The following is a 1,296-nucleotide window of genomic DNA, read 5'->3' as shown; positions in this document are numbered from 1 at the left end:
GTCGCTGCAGTGACGTGGCAACTCGGCCCGCCACCGACGCAATCGAGGAGCAACGCACGTCGCACACCGAAATCCTCGATCGAGACGTCGCGATCCCCGAGCGCCAGTAAATCGAACCCGACGAATTGCGCGGGCGTCTGTTCCGACAACAATGCGACGCGACTCGCGGCGGGATGAATCCGCTCGGAGAGCGCTTCCCAACTCAGGCGCGTCACACCGTCGATCTCACGGGGAACCACCAGTTCTCCGTCCACCACACATTTTTCGGGCAATTCAGACTTGACGGCTTCCACCGCCTCGGGAAAGTACCGCGCCAAGTCCTTTCCTCCTCGCGACCCGAGTACCACTTCGTCACCATCACGAAAGATGATTGCTCGAAATCCGTCCCATTTCGGCTCGTACGACCACGTCGGGTCACCGGACTCGGGCTGAGGCGGCACAGTGGCCGCAGCCTTCGCGAGCATCGGGGCAAGCGGCGGCATCAGGGGTAGCTCCACCTACCCATACTGACAGTCCGGTTGGCAATTCGACTACCGATGTATTGGAATAGGTCCCGAACAATCTACGAACCAACAGAATTATCCAAGAATCAACAAAGGGGTCCTTATGTCCGGAATCGTCCGGCGACTTTGCACTGCGGTGATCGCAACTTCTGCAATCGCCGCCTTCACCGTCGGTTGCGGTTCCGACATCGAGCCGAAAGCCATTGCGGAATCGTCTTCCTCGGTTGCCGATTCGACCACTACCTCCGCGGCCCCGACCACCTCGAAGATCACCGGCCAGGAAGGCTCCGACGACGGCGGCGACGTCGACATCGACGTGTCGATCGGTGATTGCGTCAAACTCGGCGGTACCACGACGGCCGCGGAAATCGACAACGCGGACTGCGGTAGCAAGGATTCCAACTACAAGGTGGTCGCCAAGGTACCCACCTCCGACCAGTGTGCCTCCGACGTCGACTCGTACTACTACGAGACCCTCGCGGGTGACGAGCAGGGCGCTGTCTGTCTCGACGTCGACTGGGTAGTCGGCGGATGCATGGACCTCGGCAGCGGAATGGATGAGCCCGCCCGCATCGAATGCTCGGATACCAGCGGCACCAATGTCGTCGAGGTCGTCGAAATCCTGCAGAACTCCACGTCGATCGACGAATGCGGTTCGGGGGCAGACTCGGGATTCGAGCACCCGGAACGTAAGTTCACGGTCTGCGAGCACCTGTTCCAGCTTGGCGAGGGCCCGGACCGAGGTCTCCCCGATGCCGTCTATGCCCTGCCCGGCGGCGGTGCGCAGTCCGAC

1 protein-coding gene and 1 pseudogene are annotated in these 1,296 nt (G+C 61.5%); one reads left to right on the top strand and one right to left on the bottom strand.

Annotated features, from left to right (window positions below):
* Window positions 1-497 (bottom strand): ATP-dependent DNA ligase (locus ABT116_RS47140; protein WP_502984086.1); only part of this gene is annotated, 497 nt, incomplete at its 3' end.
* Between the two features lie 109 nt (window positions 498-606).
* Between ABT116_RS47140 and lppU the strand changes: the two are divergent.
* Window positions 607-1,149 (top strand): annotated as a pseudogene (lppU, locus tag ABT116_RS47135) (LppU family putative lipoprotein); the annotation flags it as partial.
* Between the last annotated feature and the right edge of the window lie 147 nt (window positions 1,150-1,296).

It is taken from the genome of Streptomyces sp. NPDC002130, from assembly GCF_040296465.1.
In the GTDB taxonomy this organism is placed as follows: domain Bacteria; phylum Actinomycetota; class Actinomycetes; order Streptomycetales; family Streptomycetaceae; genus Streptomyces.
This window is presented reverse-complemented; position numbering and strand designations above follow the sequence as displayed.